This is a genomic window from Mycolicibacterium setense (genome assembly GCF_000805385.1).
Lineage (GTDB): Bacteria > Actinomycetota > Actinomycetes > Mycobacteriales > Mycobacteriaceae > Mycobacterium > Mycobacterium setense.
On record NZ_JTJW01000008.1, the window covers coordinates 318,131 to 332,570 of the forward strand.

14 protein-coding genes are annotated in these 14,440 nt (G+C 66.5%); 8 read left to right on the forward strand and 6 right to left on the reverse strand.

The annotated features are described in order from the left end of the window. The first annotated feature begins 35 nt into the window (after nt 1–35). Together QQ25_RS19890 and QQ25_RS19895 are read left to right on the forward strand one after the other, a co-directional pair. Nucleotides 36–1,616: an FAD-binding oxidoreductase gene (locus QQ25_RS19890; protein ID WP_082017639.1), complete on the forward strand. Its 1,581-nt coding sequence runs from the start codon at nt 36–38 to the stop codon at nt 1,614–1,616. Further along, nucleotides 1,613–2,512 carry a diacylglycerol kinase gene (locus tag QQ25_RS19895; RefSeq protein WP_039380596.1) on the forward strand — a complete coding sequence of 300 codons (900 nt, stop codon included), beginning with the start codon at nt 1,613–1,615 and terminating at the stop codon, nt 2,510–2,512. The genes QQ25_RS19890 and QQ25_RS19895 overlap by 4 nt, the downstream gene beginning before the upstream one ends. On the opposite strand, the gene QQ25_RS19900 is transcribed toward QQ25_RS19895, so the two are convergent. Both QQ25_RS19900 and QQ25_RS19905 read right to left on the reverse strand, forming a co-directional pair. Next, nucleotides 2,422–3,471 carry an alpha/beta hydrolase gene (locus QQ25_RS19900; protein WP_052235928.1) on the reverse strand — a complete coding sequence of 350 codons (1,050 nt, stop codon included), beginning with the start codon at nt 3,469–3,471 and terminating at the stop codon, nt 2,422–2,424. The genes QQ25_RS19895 and QQ25_RS19900 overlap by 91 nt on opposite strands. A 49-nt stretch (nt 3,472–3,520) precedes the next feature. Then, entirely contained in the window at nt 3,521–4,168 is a 648-nt protein-coding gene (locus QQ25_RS19905; RefSeq protein ID WP_039321834.1) for a TetR/AcrR family transcriptional regulator, read from the reverse strand. A 105-nt stretch (nt 4,169–4,273) separates the two neighbouring features. Here QQ25_RS19905 and QQ25_RS19910 point away from each other — a divergent pair, with 105 nt between their 5' ends. The 4 genes from QQ25_RS19910 (at nt 4,274) to QQ25_RS19925 (ending at nt 9,521) form a co-directional block, all read left to right on the forward strand. Continuing rightward, nucleotides 4,274–5,158, forward strand: coding sequence for an SDR family oxidoreductase (locus QQ25_RS19910; RefSeq protein ID WP_052235929.1), 885 nt, complete (start codon nt 4,274–4,276; stop codon nt 5,156–5,158). Further along, nucleotides 5,158–6,609 (forward strand): flavin-containing monooxygenase, encoded by a 1,452-nt coding sequence (locus QQ25_RS19915; protein WP_039380600.1) that lies wholly within the window; start codon nt 5,158–5,160, stop codon nt 6,607–6,609. Before QQ25_RS19910 ends, QQ25_RS19915 begins: the two co-directional genes overlap by 1 nt. A gap of 125 nt (nt 6,610–6,734) precedes the next feature. Continuing rightward, nucleotides 6,735–8,999, forward strand: coding sequence for a glycoside hydrolase family 183 protein (locus tag QQ25_RS19920; RefSeq protein ID WP_039380602.1), 2,265 nt, complete (start codon nt 6,735–6,737; stop codon nt 8,997–8,999). Between the two features lie 3 nt (nt 9,000–9,002). Next, nucleotides 9,003–9,521: a hypothetical protein gene (locus tag QQ25_RS19925; RefSeq protein WP_039380604.1), complete on the forward strand. Its 519-nt coding sequence runs from the start codon at nt 9,003–9,005 to the stop codon at nt 9,519–9,521. Nucleotides 9,522–9,525: 4 nt separating this feature from the next. On the opposite strand, the gene QQ25_RS19930 is transcribed toward QQ25_RS19925, so the two are convergent. The 3 genes from QQ25_RS19930 to QQ25_RS19940 all read right to left on the reverse strand — a co-directional run bounded on the left by QQ25_RS19930 (nt 9,526) and on the right by QQ25_RS19940 (nt 11,916). Beyond that, the gene (locus QQ25_RS19930; RefSeq protein WP_029108676.1) at nt 9,526–10,038 is read right to left on the reverse strand and encodes a DUF3145 domain-containing protein; all 513 of its coding nucleotides are present in this window, start codon (nt 10,036–10,038) and stop codon (nt 9,526–9,528) included. 115 nt (nt 10,039–10,153) lie between these two features. Continuing rightward, nucleotides 10,154–10,978, reverse strand: a complete 825-nt coding sequence (locus QQ25_RS19935) for a serine hydrolase domain-containing protein (protein WP_162627796.1) — start codon at nt 10,976–10,978, stop codon at nt 10,154–10,156. Nucleotides 10,979–11,031: 53 nt separating this feature from the next. Next, a complete protein-coding gene (locus tag QQ25_RS19940; RefSeq protein ID WP_234711943.1) occupies nt 11,032–11,916 on the reverse strand; it encodes a chemotaxis protein CheY in 885 nt (294 codons plus the stop codon). A 100-nt stretch (nt 11,917–12,016) separates the two neighbouring features. On the opposite strand from QQ25_RS19940, the gene QQ25_RS19945 reads away from it, so the two are divergent. Both QQ25_RS19945 and QQ25_RS19950 read left to right on the forward strand, forming a co-directional pair. Beyond that, on the forward strand, nt 12,017–13,108 hold the full coding sequence (locus tag QQ25_RS19945) for an S-(hydroxymethyl)mycothiol dehydrogenase (protein ID WP_039380610.1): 1,092 nt from the start codon (nt 12,017–12,019) through the stop codon (nt 13,106–13,108). Further along, nucleotides 13,105–13,746 carry an MBL fold metallo-hydrolase gene (locus QQ25_RS19950; protein ID WP_039380611.1) on the forward strand — a complete coding sequence of 214 codons (642 nt, stop codon included), beginning with the start codon at nt 13,105–13,107 and terminating at the stop codon, nt 13,744–13,746. The genes QQ25_RS19945 and QQ25_RS19950 overlap by 4 nt, the downstream gene beginning before the upstream one ends. 88 nt (nt 13,747–13,834) lie before the next feature. Here the strand turns inward: QQ25_RS19950 and QQ25_RS19955 are convergent, their stop codons facing one another. After that, nucleotides 13,835–14,407, reverse strand: a complete 573-nt coding sequence (locus QQ25_RS19955; protein WP_411431677.1) for a CAP domain-containing protein — start codon at nt 14,405–14,407, stop codon at nt 13,835–13,837. Between the last annotated feature and the right edge of the window lie 33 nt (nt 14,408–14,440).

Here is a 14,440-nt window from a genome sequence, read left to right on the forward strand (position 1 = left end):
GCATGACTCAGCCGGCTGAACAGTTTCTGCCTCCGATGAAGTGGAATGCGTGGGGTGATCCGCAGGCCGCCAAGCCACTGTCCGACGGAATCCGCACCCTGCTGCAGCAGGCCCTCGGCGTCGAGGCCGCGACAGCCGAAGAGGTGACGCCCGAACAGGTGCAGTTGCGCCCCTCGGCACTGTCCGAGAACGATCGGAACGCCCTCGCCGCGATCATCGGCGCACAGTATTGCGGTACCGACACCATGTCACGGCTGTTGCATGCCGGCGGGAAGTCCACACCGGACCTGCTGCGCCGCAACGCTTCAGGGGTTCAGGACGCACCCGACGCGGTGCTGCTTCCGCACACCGAAGAGGAGGTGGCGGCAATCCTGGCCCACTGCGGCGAGCACCGAATCGCCGTCGTTCCGTTCGGCGGCGGGACGAGTGTCGTGGGTGGCCTGGATCCGCTGCGCGGGGACTTCGCTGCCGTCGTCGCGCTGGATCTGCGCCGGTTCGATGAACTGCACAGCCTCGACGAGGCAGCCGGTGAGGCCGAGCTCGGCGCGGGCGTGACCGGACCACAGGCCGAGGCATTGCTCGGCGCACATGGCTTCTCGCTGGGGCACTTTCCGCAGAGCTTCCAGTTCGCCACCATCGGCGGGTTCGCCGCGACCCGGTCCTCAGGACAGGATTCTGCCGGATATGGTCGCTTCGACGACATGGTCCGCGGCCTGCGGGCCGTCACTCCGGCCGGCCCGCTGGACCTCGGGCGGGCGCCGGCCTCGGCGGCCGGCCCGGATCTGCGTCAGCTGCTCCTCGGCTCGGAAGGGGTGTTCGGCATCATCACCCGGGTTCGGGTACGCGTGCATCCGGTACCCGAGACCACACGCTACGAGGCCTGGTCCTTCCCGGACTTCGCCACCGGCGCCGAGGCCCTGCGGGCCGTCACTCAGACCGGAACCGGTCCGACGGTGCTCCGCCTGTCCGACGAAGCCGAGACCGGAGTGAATCTGGCCACCACGGAAAGCATTGGCGGGCAGAGCATCACCGGCGGCTGCCTGGCCATCACCCTCTTCGAGGGCACCGCGGCGCACACTGAGAGCCGCCACGCCGAAACCCGGGCCGTCCTCGAAGCTCACGGCGGCACCACGTTGGGCGATGCGCCCGCGCTGGCCTGGGAACACGGCCGGTTCAATGCCCCGTACCTCCGCGATTCGCTGTTGGCCGCCGGTGCCCTGTGCGAAACACTGGAGACCGCCACCACATGGTCCAACCTGGCCGCGCTCAAGGCAGCCGTCACCGAGGCGCTGACCACCGCGCTGGCCGAATCCGGCACGCCGGCCCTGGTGATGTGCCACATTTCGCATGTGTACCCCACCGGCGCCTCGTTGTACTTCACGGTCGTGGCGGCCCAGCGCGGCAATCCGATCGAGCAGTGGCAGGCTGCCAAGAAGGCCGCTTCCGCGGCGATGGTGCGCGGCGGCGGCACCATCACCCACCACCATGCGGTCGGCGCCGATCACCGCCCGTGGATGCGTGACGAGGTCGGTGACCTCGGTGTCGCGGTACTGCGGGCCGTCAAGGCCACGCTGGACCCGGCCGGAATCCTCAACCCGGGCAAGCTGATTCCGTGAACCAGGTCACGGTCCTGACCAATCCCATGTCGGGGCATGGCAACGCACCGCATGCGGCCGAGCGGGCTGTCGTTCAGCTCCAGCGACGCGGTATCGACGTCTGCGCGATCGTCGGGACCGATGCCGCGCATGCCCGCCGCCTGGTCGACGATGCACTCGACCGCGGCACCGACGCACTCGTGGTGGTCGGCGGCGACGGCGTCATCTCGCTGGCCCTGCAGGCCCTGGCCACGGGCGACGTACCGTTGGGCATCGTGCCCGCCGGGACGGGCAACGACCATGCCCGCGAATACCGGCTTCCCACAGGTGATCCCGAGGCCGCCGCGGACATTGTCGCCGATGGCCACACCGAGACGGTCGACCTCGGCCGCATCCTGGACACCTCCGGCGCGGTCAAGTGGTTCGGCACCGTGATGGCCGCCGGATTCGATTCGCTGGTCAGCGATCGGACCAACCGGATGCGGTGGCCACACGGCCGGATGCGCTACAACGTCGCGATGCTCGCCGAGATCTCGAAGCTACGGCTGCTGCCGTTCCGGCTCACGTTCGACGACGGTCCGGAGATCCGCACCGACCTCACCCTGGCGGCATTCGGCAACACCCGCAGCTACGGCGGCGGCATGCTGATCTGCCCCGGCGCCGACCATTCGGACGGCCTGCTCGACGTCACGATGATCACGTCGGCATCTCGGACCAGGCTGATTCGCCTGTTCCCCACCGTTTTCAAGGGCACCCACGTCGATCTCGACGAGGTGACCACCAAACGCGCCAGGACAGTGCACGTCGAATGTCCGGGCATCAATGCCTACGCCGACGGGGACTTCGCGCTCCCGCTGCCGGTGACAGTGTCCGCGGTGCCAGAGGCACTGCGGTTGCTCGTGCCCAGGCAGCCCTGAGCGAATTCGACAATGCAGTCCTGGGCCTCACGGCTCTCCGGGAGGAAGGGCAGGAAGGCCGGAAACGCGTGGAGCTGGCCGGGCCAGACCTTGAGTGTGCATGACCGGCCCGCATCGGTCAGCACCTCGTGCATGCGTTCGGCATCGCAGCACAGCGCCTCGGATTCCGCCGCGATGATCAGGCTCGGCGGAAAATCGGTGAGTACTCCGTTGACCGGTGACAAGGCGTGGGGGTCCGAGTTCTTGGGGCCGACACACTCGACGATCATCGGCAGGGCAAGTCCGATTCCCATCCGGTCTGCGGCGAAGTTGCGATGTCCGGCCCGGCGATCGCCGTCGAGTTCGAGCAGCGGACTGATGCCGATGACGCCGGCAGGCGCCTCGACTCCTTGCGCCTGAGCGGCGAGAACGGTTGCGAAGGCGAGGAACCCACCCGCAGAGTCGCCCGCCACGACTGTGTTGGCCGCGTCCGCACCCTGATCCAGCAGCCATCGGTAGGCGCGGAGGCAGTCCGCGACGGACTCGTCGACCGTCACGTCGGGATGCTGTCGGTACTCGACGTGCACCACGGGAAGTTTGGTCCGGCGGGCAAGCGCGACCACGACGTGCGAGTGGGTGTCGAAGCCACCGAGGATGAATCCCCCACCGTGCAGGTAGAGGATGGCACCGTCGGCCAGCGGGCGGTGAGCCGATTCGGCGGTGCGGATGGTCTCGAGGGTGACCCGGCCGAGCGTGACCCGGCTGACCTGCAGGCCCCGCCGCGGGCGCAGGCGCTGGAGTCGCGCGAGCGCGTTGATGCGGCGGCCGATCGCGGTGAGGCGGTCCTCGGCTGATCGATCTCCTTGGTAGGCAACCGATCTGCGCACCTGGGCGAGGATGGTTCGGTGGGCGATGGCGTAGCACGCACGGGACCTGCGGCTGGGGCGTCGTGTCGACAGTGCGGTGGGCGGTGATGCCATCACTACTCCTTCGGTTGCTCGGGCATCTGTTCAGGTATCGCCGGCGGTTTCAGCCGACGGGTCGCTCGGTCTCGCCAAGTGCGGCAAGCAGTTTCACGAGGTGCCCGAAGGCGTCGGTGAACGGTCGCGCAGGCACCGAGGGGTCGATGGCCCGCTGGATGCCGAGGCCGATCCCGGCACTGAGCAGCAGGTTACCGAGGTCTTCCAAGCTCGCTGTCACTTCCTTGTCCGCCAATTGCGCTTCGGTGAGGCCGAGTTCGGCCGACATCGACTGCAGCACGTCGAGGACCATCTGCGCGGCCTCGTTGCGCAATGCGGTGATCATCTGGGCGAGCTCGGGATTGTTCCGTGACAGCACCGCGAATTCCAGTTCGAGCATGGTCCAGCCGACGTCGCCCGCTGTACGCTCGAGCCACGCACTCAATGCCGCCACCCGGCTTTCCAGTTCCGCATCGGAGATCGCGAGCGCGGCCATCTCGGCGAACTTCTCGCGATGGATCAGCTCGAGGACGTCGCGGCACAGATTGGGCTTACTGCCGAAGTTGGAGTACACGGCGCCCTTTGAAAAGCCGGCGTCGTCGGCGATGTCTTCGAGGCTGGTAGCCGCGTACCCGTGGCGCAGAAACCGCTGTTTGGCGGCCTCCAGGAGTTCGGCCCGCGTCTGTTCCTGGCGTTGAGCCCTGGTCAGCCGCGGCATCCGCTGATGATAGATCGCAGTGGAACCCGGGTATTGAATTAACTCAAAGTATTCAGATACCGTCAGTATTCGAAGCGTGGGGCCACGACTTCAGGGAGGCATGACGTGCGGTTTTCAAGGTCGCAAGGATCGGTCGACGGGGCGGTGGTGGTCATCACCGGCGGTGCGCGGGGCATCGGCGCCAAGACCGCTGACCTCTTTTCCGCCCGTGGTGCCACGGTACGGATCGGCGACATCGACGCCGACGTAGCTGCCACGACGGCAGCGGCTATCCCGCGCTGCAGGGCGGCATACCTCGATGTCACGCAGCGGACGTCGTGGGACCGCTTCGTCGCGGACGCCATCGCTGAATCAGGCCGCATCGACATCCTGGTCAACAACGCCGGCGTCATGCCTCTCGGTGCGTTCGACGCCGAGCCGGAGGCCACCACTGACCTGACCCTCGACGTCAACGTGCGCGGGGTCCTGAACGGTATGCGCGCCGTTGTCCCGTCGATGCTGGCCCGCGGACGCGGTCACATCGTCAATGTGGCGTCGATGGCGGGGATGATCCCGATCCCGGGCATGGTGACCTACAACGCCAGCAAGTACGCCGCCCTGGGCGCCTCGCTCGCGGCGCGTCGTGAGTACGCGGCAACAGGGGTCACGGTGTCGGCCGTGTTGCCATCGGCGGTCCGCACCGAGCTCACCTCCGGTGTGCCGCTCGGAAACGGCCTTCCCACCGTCGATCCCGATGACGTCGCGCGGGCAATCCTCAAGACCGTCCGCACCCGCGCTGCCCGCACGTCCGTCCCGGGTTGGGTCGCTCCCGGGTGGGCACTCGTCGACGCCCTCGTCCCCGAAGCGCTGCAACGCGCCGTCCGAGACAGGATCGACGACCGCCGCGCGCTGAGCGCCCTCGACGAGCAGGCCCGGTCGGCATACCTGCAGCGCCTCGACCGCCAGTCGAACGATCGTGCCGCACAGCCCGATTCCGGCCAGGCCCGGTAATGCGCGAGGTCCGTATCGTCGTCATCGGTGCCGGGATGGCCGGCATCGCCACCGCCTATACGCTCAAACAAGCCGGATTCACCAATTTCACGATGCTGGAAAAGGGTTCAGACGTCGGCGGCGTCTGGCACTGGAATCGCTATCCCGGGCTCACCTGCGACGTTCCGTCACAGATCTACCAGTTCTCGTTCGCACCCAAACCTGACTGGAGCCACATCTGGGCCGGCGGGGACGACATCCAGCGCTACCATCGCGACGTCGTCGAACGGTTCGGTCTCGACGCGCATCTGCGGTGCAACACCGAGGTGACCGAGGCTCGTTACGACAGCGCCACGACATCGTGGACGCTGACCACCGGCGACGGCGACACGCTGACGGCCGATTTCGTCATCTGTGCCACCGGTGTGCTGCATCACCCGTCGATACCCGAGATCCCCGGCATGGACAACTTCGCAGGGCAGATCGTGCACACCGCGCGGTGGGATCCGGAATTGGTGACCGACGGCAGGCGCATCGCCGTGATCGGTACGGGATCCACTGGTGTCCAGGTGGTCTCGGCCCTCCAACCGAAAGCCCGCACGCTCGTGCACTTCGCGCGTTCACCCCAGTGGATCCTGTGGGCACCGATGTTCCTGCGCCAGTCCTCGCTCCTCGCCAAGGCACTGAGCCGGCGGCCGCAGTGGCATGACGTCCTCTACCGGCGCCTGCAGTGGGCGTCCCAGATCCTCGCCGATGTCGTGACGACGCCGTCGTGGCGGCGCCGGCTGGTGCAGTCCTATGCCAGGTTCAGCCTTGCCGCCCAGGTTCGCGACCCCGCACTCCGCGCGAAACTCACCCCGGACTACGAGCCGCTGTGCAAACGGCAGGTGATCTCGGGCTCGTATTACCGTGCCATCAAACGGCCCAACGCCAGCCTGGTCGACGCTCCCATCCGGGAGTTCACCGCCACGGGAATCCGCACTGCCGACGGTAACCACCACGATGCCGATGTGGTGGTACTGGCCACCGGATTTCAGGCGCACAACTACATGCGCCCCATGACGGTGGTGGGCCGCGACGGCATCACAATCGACCAAGCGTGGATCAACGGGCCACGCGCGTACCGCATGACGGCGATCCCCGGGTTCCCGAACCTGTTCACCGTGCTGGGACCGAACTCGCCCACGGGGTCGATCCCGCTGCAGTATTCGGCCGAACTCACCGCCCGCTATATCGTGAACTGGCTCAAGCACTTCGAGAACGGAGAGCTCTCCGAGGTCGAGGTGACCGAGCAGGCCACCGACGAGTTCAACGCCGCGGTCGCCGACGGCCTCGGCCCGACGGTGTGGAACACCGGCTGCAATTCCTGGTACTTCACCGACGCCGGCACCATCGATCTGTGGCCCTTCGACAGGGGCACCCTCACCCGGATGCTGGCCGAACCCGAACCGGCCCACTACCGGACCAGGTGAGGCGAGACAGCGCGATTCACGCCCGCACCTCTGCGAATCGGCGTGTTTGCCCGACGCCGCGAACGGCACACGGTACGTTGCGCTTGGGCCGGGGTTTTTGAGTGAGTGGACTGGTACGGAGCTTCATGGAATCGACCAAATACATCGGCCGCGTCGGCGCACTGGCCGTTGCTCTCGGCATCGGAACGGCATTGACCTCGGGGACCGGAATCGCGTGGGCCGAAGGCGGATCCGGCGATTCCGGCAAACCCAGTGCCGGCACCTCCGAGGGCGCCACCTCGAGCTCGGGCCCGAAGAAGAAGCCTGGCAAACCTTCGGACGTCAAGAAGCCCACCGACACTGCGCCGTCGGGCGCCTTGTCGAAGATCGGCGAGCGGGTACGGCAGGAGGTCTCCGCCAGCCTGGACGACGTCGGCGATGCGATCAAGCGCGCGCAGGGCCGGCTGGACTCCACGCGCACGTCGTCGAGCAAGCCGACGACCAAGGCACGGAGCAAGTCTCAGCGCACGATCACCGGTGTGCTCGGCACCGGCGAAAAATCGGACACCGCAGACAATGCCGATACCACCAAGATCATCCCGGAGTCCGCGACCACTGCGCCCGCTCTGAAGGGCGCACAACAGCCCCGCGCGGTGGTGGTACGGCTGCGAGAGGTCGCCGAGAAAGTGACCGAGCGCAGCCTCGACGTCGCCTCGACACCGCGGCGTGGTACCACCTCATCCGACGCCCCGGCCGCCTCGCGGGGGACGACGACGGCGCCTGCGGTGCCGGCGTCCATTCCTGAGCCCGCCGCGCCCAAGATCGCCGCACCGCCGGTGGTTTCGGCACTGCTGAGCGTCGCCGGTCTGGCACCGTTCGGCGCCGGCACCAGCCCGGTGGCGCCCGCCCAGTCCCCCGCACTCTGGGCCATGATGGCCTGGACGCGAAAGGAATTCGAGCGGTCGATCAGTCCACTGAGTTCCCGCATCACCTCGGCCAAGGATGCCGCCTCGGTGGTCGCCGAGGGCGAGATCCAGCCGATGGCCGCCGTCAGCCCCACTGCGGCTGTGCAGACCGATGATCTGACGCCCAAGCCTCAAGTCCCGGCGTCGCTGGCCAACTACACGGAGAAGCTGGGGTGGGTCACCGGGCCTGGCTTCACCGACCACTGGTACGTGGCGGGCACCGACCTGGGCATCATGTGGAACAGCGGCTACACCGATCCCGAGACCGGCAAGCCGATCATCTACACGCTGTTCGGCGATACCTACAGTGAGCCGGGCATGGCAGGTGACTGGCGCAACAACGTGTTGTTCCGCACCGTCGATTCCGACCTGAGCGACGGTCTCCAGTTCAGCGATGCGCTGATCCACGCTGGCGCCAAACCGGGCGTGCCCGGCACTCCGACCTGGTACGGCACCGGTGGCGATCCGGCGGGTGCGGCACAGATCATCTACGATCCGGGCGGCCTCAACGGACTGTTCGGCACCACATACACGATGATTCCGACCTCGGCGATCGCGATCGAAAACCCCGATATCGACGGCGGTTACACGCAGTACGCCACCGTGATGTCGATCCGTACGTGGGATAACCCCGGTAGCTGGACCACCAACTACTCCGGTATCGCCTACTCCGACGACGGCGGGAAGACCTGGACCGTCGACCCCGAGACGGTGCGTTCATCGGGCTGGTTCCGCTCGAGTAAGCCCTACGTACCGGGCGACGAGCACTTCCAGCAGAACGCTCTGGTGATGTCGGATGATCCGACCGATCCCTACGTCTACGTGTACGGAACCCCGTCGGGCAGGCAGGGTTCGGCGTACGTGGCCCGGGTGGAGAAGGACCAGATCATGAATCTGGAGGCCTACGAGTACTGGGCCGGTGAAGATTCGAGCGGTGCGGGGCAGTGGGTGAGCGGTGACCCATCGGCGGCGGTTCCGGTGTTCGGTTCCAGCAGAACCGATTTCCTGCCGACGGTGTACCGAGTCGCGGACTTCTTCACATTCGGCTTGTTCACCAAGATCGCCAATGGCATCTGGGTCGGCGGCCTGCCCACCGGAGGCAATGTCAGCGAAATGTCGGTGCAGTACAACGAGTATCTGGGCAAGTACGTCGTGCTCTACACCGATGGCGGTAACAACGTGGTGATGCGGGTGTCGGATTCACCGCAGGGTGAATGGTCGGACACCACGACCCTGGTGAACAACAACCTGACCACCAACACCGGCATGTATGCGCCCATGGTCCACCCGATGTCGGGCACCGACTACTTCAACACCGTCGATGCCAACGGCAACGTCGTGCAGGATAATTCGCACTATCTGTACTACAACCTGTCCTACTGGGGTGACTACAACGTCCGGTTGATGCAGACCGACCTGGCCACGATGAAGACGGTCTCGGTATAGACGATGTGCCGATCACTTGCGTTGGGTGCGGCGGCCATCGCGGTCGCACTCAGCACAAGTGCCTGCGCGCACGCCGATCCTGAACCGGTGCCGCCCGGGCCTCCGGAAACGTCGGCACCACAACCGGATGCCGCGTGCGCCAAAAGCCTTGCCGGAACGTTTACCTCCGCCGATCCAGGCCAACTCGGCAACAATCGGCGCCTATTGATGTGCGACGGCGCCATCTGGCAGGCATTCGGTGGCCCCTATCCCTCGTCGGACCGCTGGCTGACCACCGGGCCCACACTGATCCTGCACGGACAGGGCCGACGGAACCCGGAAGCCAGGGCCGGTACCTGGTTGGGGGTCCCACAGACCGCCGAAGCGCGGTGCACTGTCGAGGTTGTCGACGTCTTGGGCGCCGGCGAGACGTCGGAGCCCGAGACGTTCAGCGCCGAACCGGGCCAGTCGCTGACCTTTGAGATCAGCGACCACATGTTCACGACGAAGCTCAGCGGCTACTGCCTCTGGGCGCGTAGCTGACGAGTTATCCCACGCCCCGGTTCAGCCACGACACCTCGGCGCCGTCACCGCCGTTGCGGTATGGCTCGAGAGACTCGTCCCATGCGGTCCCCAGCACGGTGTCGAGTTCAGCTGCCAGCATGTCGGCGCCGCCGGCCATCAGAGAGCGCAGTCGCATCTCGCCGACCATCACATCGCCGTTGGCACTCATCGCACCACTCCACAGACCAAGCTGAGGGGTGTGGCACCAGCGGTGTCCGTCCACACCCGCGCTCGGGTCCTCGGTCACCTCGAAGCGCAGCACTGACCAGGAGCGCAGGGCATTGGCCAACTGCGCCCCGGTGCCGACGGGCCCAACCCAGTTGGTCACCGCGCGCAACTGGCCGGGCATGGCCGGTTGCGGTGTCCACTTCAGGTTCGCCCGCGCCGACAGGGTCGACGACAACGCCCACTCAACATGCGGGCATACCGCCGCGGGTGAGGCATGGACATACACCACGCCCGTCGCCGCGTCGGCGAACTGGTTCGACGCACGCATTTGCTTCTCCTTCGGATCACGAGGGACGTCTTCCCCAACGGCCTGGTGATTCCGATCGAGCATGCAGTTGTGTGTGCCGCGCGTGTCTATTGTGCCTTGTGAGGCGTGTGTTGCGCTAGTGTGTCCCGTTTTCTCTCAGGACTCCGTCAGATACCGCGGGCCACAGCGGGTACGTCCAGTCCCCGAAGTCGCGGTCGGTGAGCACCACCAACGCCAGGTCAGCGACCGGATCGACCCACACGAATGTCCCCGACTGGCCGAAATGACCGAACGTCCGCGGCGAGTTTGCCGAGCCGGTCCAGTGCGGAGTTTTGCCGTCGCGGATCTCGAACCCCAGCCCCCAGTCATTGGGCCGTTGCACACCGAACCCCGGCAGCACCCCGTCCAGCCCGGGAAACTGCACCGCGACCGCGTCGTCGTGCAGTTGCTGTGACACCAGCGCCGGTCGCAACAACTCCCTGGCGAAGAAGCCCAGGTCGGCAACGGTGGCCACACCGCCGTACCCGGCAGCCTCCGCTCCGCCCAACAACGTCGACGCGGACATCTGCAGCGGCTCGAACACCGCCTCGGTCAGGTAGGCGCCGAACTCGATGCCGGCCGCGTCCTCGATCGCGCGGGCCAGCAGTTCGAACCCGTAATTCGAATAGATGCGACGCTGCCCAGGACGGGCCAGCACCTCGGCCGACCGCATGGATACACCCGACGCGTGCGCCAGCAGATGGCGGATCGTCGAACCGGGCGGTCCGGCCGGCGCGTCCAGCTCGACGGCGCCCTCCTCGATCGCGATCTGCGCGGCCCGCGCCACGAGCGGTTTGGTCACCGATGCCAGGGTGAACGGTTTGCTCGTATCGCCATGGCTGGCCAACACCCCGGAGGGGCCGACGACGGCAGCAGCGACCGAGTCGACCGGCCAGGTGTCGAGAACGTCGAGAACCATCAGGACCGTCTGTTCTTCGCGCTGTTCTTCGCGCCAGCTCTGATCACCCGCAAAATCTATCCGGTCCGCCCCACACCCCGGGAAAGCAATTCCTCGACCATGCCCGCAGCCACGGCATCCACATCGGAGACCAGGCGGCGCAAACCGACCACCCGGCGGACCAAATCCTGAGGATCGGCGGCATTGACCACTGACAACCGATGCACGTCGCAGAGAGCGCGGTACGCCGACTGCGTCGATTCCGGTTCGGTAGCGTCACACCACCGTTGCATCGATTCCGTCCACGACTCGACACGGTTGTCGGCGTGCTGTCGATGCGCCAGGCTCAACGCCCGTCGGTACACGTCAGCCGCCCATTCCATCGGCACCGGCTCGCCGAGCACCGGCAACAGCACCTGATCGAGGGCCTGGTAGCCGGCGGCCTCGCCCGCGCCAGCATCGGCCATGCCGGTGAGCGCCCGCGCCAGTGTGGCCAGGGCAGGATCATCCAGGTTCTTCGCGATGGCGACCAATTGTGTTGTCGCGGCGCTGAATTGATCGCGTTCGCCGGCGTCGGCCGCCGTCACCGCGATCAGGTAGGCCAAATAGCCGTGTGCGGCGGTCTCCGGCACGCCGTCGAGCAGTATCCGCGCTCGCTGTGCCCAGCTGCGCGCCAGCGCCAGATGCCCTCGGGCCAGCCAGGCCAAGCCGAGTTCGGCAGCCTTCATCGCCGCCTGCACCGGGTCCGTGCGCAGCAGGCGGGTGTGCACGCGTTCGTTGATCCGTACGGATTCGCGGCCGTGCCCCTGACGCCAGGCCGCCGAGGCGAATACGGCGAGATCATCGGTGTCGAGGGTCTGCAGTCCATCGACCCGGCTGAAGGATTCGTAGCTGGTGTGCCAGTCGTTTCGCCGGTACGCCGTACGGGCTACCACCAGCAGTTCAGTTCGATCATCGGCCACAACCCACGGTAACGCGACAGTGCGCAGCCGGGCCGGATTCTCGGACGACCAGATGGCGCCACTAATTGGACACCTGTCCGGTTTGCATTAAGTTATAGGCATGCCTCAGACAGTGCGTGGTGTGATCTCCCGGAGTAAGAAGCAGCCCGTCGAGTTGGTCGACATCGTCATTCCCGATCCGGGTCCCGGTGAGGTGGTGGTCGACATCATCGCCTGCGGGGTGTGCCACACCGACCTGACCTACCGCGAAGGCGGCATCAACGACGAATACCCGTTCCTGCTGGGCCACGAGGCCGCGGGCACCGTGGAGGCCGTCGGCAACGGCGTCACCAACGTCGAGCCCGGCGACTTCGTCATCTTGAACTGGCGCGCGGTGTGCGGACAGTGCCGCGCCTGCAAGCGTGGGCGCCCGCATCTGTGCTTCGACACCCACAACGCGGCCCAGAAGATGACCCTGACCGACGGCACCGAGTTGACCCCGGCCCTGGGCATCGGCGCCTTCGCCGACAAGACCCTGGTCCACGAAGGTCAGTGCACCAAGGTCGATTCCGCGGCCGACCCGGCGGTGGCCGGGCTGCTGGGCTGCGGGGTGATGGCCGGCATCGGGGCGGCGATCAACACCGGTGCGGTCACCCGCGACGACACCGTTGCGGTGATCGGCTGCGGCGGCGTCGGGGATGCCGCGATCGCCGGTGCCGCGCTGGTCGGTGCCAAGAAGATCATCGCCGTCGACACCGACAACACGAAGCTGAACTGGGCCCGCGACTTCGGCGCGACCCACACCATCAACGCCCGCGAACTCGACCCCGTCGAGACCATCCAGGACCTGACCGACGGCTTCGGCGCCGACGTGGTGATCGACGCGGTCGGACGCCCCGAGACCTGGAAACAGGCGTTCTATGCGCGCGATCTGGCCGGCACCGTGGTGCTCGTCGGTGTGCCCACGCCTGACATGACCCTGGAGATGCCGCTGGTCGACTTCTTCTCCCGCGGTGGGTCTTTGAAGTCCTCCTGGTACGGCGACTGCCTGCCCGAGCGTGACTTCCCCACCCTGATCTCCCTGTACCTGCAGGGCCGGCTGCCGCTGGAGAAGTTCGTCTCCGAGCGCATCGGCCTGGACGCGATCGAGGACGCGTTCCACAAGATGCATGCCGGTGAGGTGCTGCGATCCGTGGTGGTGTTGAAGAAATGAGCGGACAGCGCGGCATCACCCGTGTAGTTACCAGCGGCACCTTCGAACTCGACGGCGGCAGCTGGGACGTGGACAACAACATCTGGATCGTCGGGGATGACCCGAAAAGTGGGGACGTCGTGGTGTTCGACGCCGCCCACACCGCTGCCCCGATCATCGAGGCGGTGGGCGGGCGCAACGTGGTCGCGGTGGTCTGCACCCACGGCCACAACGACCACATCACCGTCGCCCCCGAACTCGCCAAGGCCCTGGACGCACCGGTGCTGCTGCACCCGGCCGACGAGATGCTGTGGCGGGTGGTCCACCCGGACAACGACTTCCACACCGTCGAAGACGGCCAGGTGCTGCGGGCCGGTGGCATCGAGTTGCACGCGCTGCACACCCCCGGCCACTCCCCCGGATCGGTCTGCTGGTCCGTCCCCGAACTCAACGCCGTCATCTCCGGCGACACCCTGTTCCAGGGCGGCCCCGGAGCCACCGGCCGGTCATTCTCGGACTTCCCGACGATCCTGGACTCGATCTCCAAGCGGCTGGGCCTGCTACCCGGTGAGACGGTGGTCTATACCGGCCACGGTGACACCACCACCATCGGTGACGAGATTGTGCATTACGACGAGTGGGTGGCGCGCGGGCACTGACGATGAGCCGCGAGGAAAGAGCGGCGAAACGGAAGTGCCCAAGGACTGCCTTGATGTATCCACCTGCCATGGGTGAGCGTTATGGTGATCACTGGCCGCCAGGCCCGTAGACGGCCACGATGATCATGCGGTCGAGACTGTTTTCTGACCACACGCCGATCTGGGTGTTGGCGCAGTTGGTCATGATGGCGAGGTAGGCCGGGTTCGATTGCCATTGACTGATGATGTCGATGCCGTTGGCTGCCAAGGCTGAATTTGCCATGGAGGCAGGGTTGATGGACACCGTCTCGGCGACCTCCCCCTGGTACCCAGCCGCCACCGTACGGTCTTGTGGGGTGCTGCCGTCTGAGCCGGCGTCGCCGTGGAGGGCCGGGTTGTTCAGTAGGTCGAGGGTGTGCCATTGTGCGGCCTGGCGCAACTGTGGGTTGACCCGCAACTCTGTCGGACAACCCGAAAGTTGCTGCAGTGCATAGATATGGGCCACCACACCGTTGTTCATGCGGAAGTTGTCGGCGTACGCGACCGGAGCGATCGCCGCCGCCGGCATCGTCAAGGTCATCACGGCCATCAGACGGATGACAAGTGCAGGTGGATACGAGCCCCATCCTGCCCAACCGGTGCCGGTGCGACCCGAGCTCAGCGGTGCGTTGGTGATCTCCATGTCGAGGTCCCCCTTCCTCCGCGGTGGTGCAGT